Here is a 3,000-nt window from a genome sequence, read left to right as displayed (position 1 = left end):
AACGGCGCCAGCAGCAGGCTGGCCGCGACCGCCCCGGCCAGAAACAAGGTAGCCAGCAGGCCCGCCTGCTGCGGGTCAAAGCGGTACACCGAGATCAGCGTGCCCACCCACACCGGCAACGCGACCAGATCGACCATGCCCGCGCAATGGCCCACCATCAGGGCCACGCGGCCCCGCAGCGAATTGGTTGTGATCATGGCGACCTCGCTTCAGATGGGCTCAGCCAACGCCATGAGGGACTCCCGCATGATGCGCGAGTGCTCTTCCTTGTCGCCGCCGTCGATCTCGATCTCGCCCAGGCGTGCCGAGTTCTCCACCACCATGCGGCAGCGCTCCCAGCGGCGGCTTTCAAAGGCCGCCAACGCAGCCGGCATGTCGCCCGCTGACTGCGCCAGTTCATCGGCCAGCACCAGCGCGTCCTCGATGCCGATGCAGGCGCCCGATGCAAGGTGGGGCGTGGTAGCGTGCACCGTGTCGCCGATCAACACCACGCGTCCGCGTGACCAGGGTCGGGGCATGAGCAGCCCTTCCAGCGGGCGGTACACGATCTGCGAGTCCGGGCCGATCTGGCTGCGGATAGCTTGCAGCGTGGGGGCAGTAAAGCCCTCCAGCAGCGCGCGCAGGGTGTCCACAAACGTCGCTGGATCGACATGGTCGTTGGTGGGGCGCGGCTCGGTGACGAAGAGGTACATCTCGGTCTTGGAGACCGGGTTCACGCCGGGTTTGATCTGGGGCCCCATCCACATGGTGGCCGTCTCGATCTCTGGCGGCCGGGGCAGCACGGCGCGCCACACCGCCTGGCCGCTGTAGCGCGGCCGGGGGGCGTTTTCAAACACGGCTTCGCGCACCTTGGAGTAGAGCCCGTCCGCGCCGATCACCAGGTCATAGCGCTGGCGCTGGCCGTCGGTGAAAGTCACCAGCACCCCGTCAGCCTGCTGGTCGATGGCAGCGAACGTGCAGCCCAGACGGACATTGGCGCCCGCTGCGCGGGTGGCCTCGGCCAGGATGCGGGCCAGCACCGGGCGCAGGATGGCGCCGCCACCCGGCACATCGTCGCCCGCAATGCGGGGCGTGGGCAGCGTGGCCACCAGGGGGCCATGGGGCAGGTGCAGGTTCACGCCGTCCGAGGCGTTGCCCTGGGCCAGAAAGGCCTCCAGAACGCCCAGGCGTCGAAACGCCCGCAGCGTGGCGCCGCCCAGGCTGATGCCGGCGCCATAGCTGCGCCAGCCGGGATCGATCTCGACCAGGTCCACCTGGGCGCCCTGCTTGCGCAGCTCAATGGCCGCTGCCATGCCGGAAAATCCGCCGCCAATAACCAGGATGCGTTGGGAAGATAGGCTCATGGGTTTGTCTCCTTGTTCATTTTTTTGGATTCGCCAGATGGACGTCGCCATTGGCTTGCAGGACCAGGGGTACGGGGGTGAGCGCATCGCCCAGGCACGGCCCCAGAGTGCACACCCCGGTGGCGATGTCAAACAGTGCGCCGTGGGCCGCGCAGACGATGCGGTCACCAGCCGCATTCAGATACCGGTCTTTGCGCCATGCCATCGGGACGCCATCGTGGGGGCAGACGTTGGCATAGGCATGCAAACGCAGGCCCTGCCGCACGACGATGACCGTGTCTTGGCCGTGGCCTGCGGGGTCAAAGCCCCGCGATGCGCCGTCGGGCAGGTCGCTCCAGTGGCACAGCTTCATGGTGCCAGCTCAATGGTGCGCCTGCGCTGGCGGCGGGCCCGAGGGCGCCCACTTCTCGCGGTGCTGGAACAGGAACAGCTGCGAGGCATCGGCGCTCATCGGCACCTCCCGCGGCGCCCAGGTGTTGTCGTGCTGGTCCATGTCTGCGTCGTATTCGACATGGCAGCCCAGGGGCGAGTTGAAGTACCAGAACCAGTTGCTGCCGAACCGGTGGCGCCCGGGGCCCCAGAAGCTCTGGTAGCCCTTCTCCACAAAGCGGGTGCCGGCCAGCAACAACTCGGTGGGGCCGCCCATGTGGAAGGTGAAGTGCTCGCAGCCTTTCATGAACGGGGGCGTCTGGATCATGAACAGCGTGTGGTGGTCTTGCGTGCCCGCAGGGCGCAGGAAGGGGCCGACGCCCGTGAACCGGTCTGTGCAGACAAAACCCAGGCGGGCATAAAACGCCTCGGCCTTGGCCGCGTCCGGAACGAAGTACACGACATGCGACAGCGAGCGGGGTCGCGCCACCAGGTCTGGCGGCAGACCCAGCGCGTTGGGAGCCCGCTGCGGCGCGGCCCCGGGGGCGTTGACGGATTCGGCAGGCATCCACAGCGGCTTGCGCACGGTGACCTGGAACGCGAGGGCAAAGCCCAGGTCGTCCGTGGTGCGCAGCACGCCGCCCTGGCGCACCACCACGCGGTCGCGGGTCAGTTCGGCCTCGATGGTATCGAGCGTGGCCGCGTCGGCTACGCCGTAGACGGTTTCGCGCAGCAGGCTGGCTGTGCCCAGCGAAGGCGGCAACGCCGGGTCGTCATGAGCGCGTATTTCCACGGCTGTCCCGTCCAGCGCCTCGAAGCGCCCGCCCTGTGCCGTCACCCCGACTGGGGTCAGCCCGTAGTCCGTCAGGTACTGCGCGCAGGCGGCGATGTCGTCCACGCCAAAAACCAGCGCGTCGGGTCCAATGATGTTCATCTCTTGATCCTTTGTGGTGTCAGTGGTGCGGTGGGGCTTCAAGCCCTGCAGGCGGTGTGTCCGCCCAGGACTTCTGCCACCCAATCCGCGATGTAGTGGCCCGCATTGATGCTGTTGTCAAAGCTCGCGTGCTGCGAGCCGCCTTCGCGGTCGGTGAACACCTTGAGTTCTCGCCGCGGGCTGTTGACCAGCTGCTCGTAGGTGCGGTGCGCCCACTTCAGCGGGATTTGCGAATCACGCTCGCCGTGCGTGACCAGGAAGGGCACGCGGATCTTCTCGACCACGCCGTCCAGGTGCACGTTCTGCGCGATCCGCATGAAGTCGTCGATGTCCTTGGCACCCCATACCCAGCAC

3 protein-coding genes and 2 pseudogenes are annotated in these 3,000 nt (G+C 67.4%); all 5 read right to left on the bottom strand.

Annotated features, from left to right (window positions below; translation table 11 throughout):
• Positions 1-197 (bottom strand): annotated as a pseudogene (locus tag DBR23_RS20165) (MFS transporter); the annotation flags it as partial.
• A gap of 12 nt (positions 198-209) precedes the next feature.
• On the bottom strand, positions 210-1,343 hold the full coding sequence (locus tag DBR23_RS20160; protein ID WP_108499384.1) for an FAD-dependent oxidoreductase: 1,134 nt from the start codon (positions 1,341-1,343) through the stop codon (positions 210-212).
• Positions 1,344-1,359: 16 nt separating this feature from the next.
• Positions 1,360-1,695: a Rieske (2Fe-2S) protein gene (locus DBR23_RS20155; protein WP_056065480.1), complete on the bottom strand. Its 336-nt coding sequence runs from the start codon at positions 1,693-1,695 to the stop codon at positions 1,360-1,362.
• Between the two features lie 9 nt (positions 1,696-1,704).
• A complete protein-coding gene (locus DBR23_RS20150; protein WP_108499383.1) occupies positions 1,705-2,646 on the bottom strand; it encodes a VOC family protein in 942 nt (313 codons plus the stop codon).
• 38 nt (positions 2,647-2,684) lie between these two features.
• A pseudogene (locus DBR23_RS20145) lies at positions 2,685-3,000 on the bottom strand (alpha/beta hydrolase); the annotation flags it as partial.

This window comes from Acidovorax sp. HMWF018, from assembly GCF_003061035.1.
Lineage (GTDB): Bacteria > Pseudomonadota > Gammaproteobacteria > Burkholderiales > Burkholderiaceae_C > Acidovorax > Acidovorax delafieldii.
The sequence above is the reverse complement of the archived record's forward strand: the minus strand, read 5'-3'. Positions and strand labels throughout refer to the sequence as shown.

Coding starts and splice junctions, on each gene's coding strand:
- DBR23_RS20160 (WP_108499384.1), bottom strand. CDS start 1,343: ATGAGCCTATCTTCCCAACGCATCCTGGTTATTGGCGGCGGATTTTCC.
- DBR23_RS20155 (WP_056065480.1), bottom strand. CDS start 1,695: ATGAAGCTGTGCCACTGGAGCGACCTGCCCGACGGCGCATCGCGGGGC.
- DBR23_RS20150 (WP_108499383.1), bottom strand. CDS start 2,646: ATGAACATCATTGGACCCGACGCGCTGGTTTTTGGCGTGGACGACATC.